The following is a 241-nucleotide window of genomic DNA, read 5'->3' as shown; positions in this document are numbered from 1 at the left end:
CCCGGAACGGCATGGCCAAATTCGTCCCATCGCGCATTGACCAGGCCGGACACCATGATCTGCCCGGTGTCGATGCGGGTCATGGCCCAATAGGGAACAGCACGCGCGCTGATGGCCATGTCCAGTACCGGTACGACGGCAGCATGCGAGCGACTGTCATGGATGCGGCGCTTGACCGCCTCCAGGCCGTCGGGCGGGCCTTCGACGTACTGGAAAAACCGCTGCCCGTCGACGAGCAGTG

1 protein-coding gene is annotated in these 241 nt (G+C 64.7%); it reads right to left on the bottom strand.

Annotated features, from left to right (window positions below):
* Nucleotides 1-241 (bottom strand): BLUF domain-containing protein (locus HMPREF0072_RS11590; protein ID WP_211204243.1); only part of this gene is annotated, 241 nt, incomplete at both ends.

The organism is Anaerococcus lactolyticus ATCC 51172 (genome assembly GCF_000156575.1).
Classification (GTDB): Bacteria; Bacillota; Clostridia; order Tissierellales; family Peptoniphilaceae; genus Anaerococcus; species Anaerococcus lactolyticus.
Note: the sequence above shows the minus strand (reverse complement) of the source record. Positions and strands in the feature narration are given on the sequence as shown.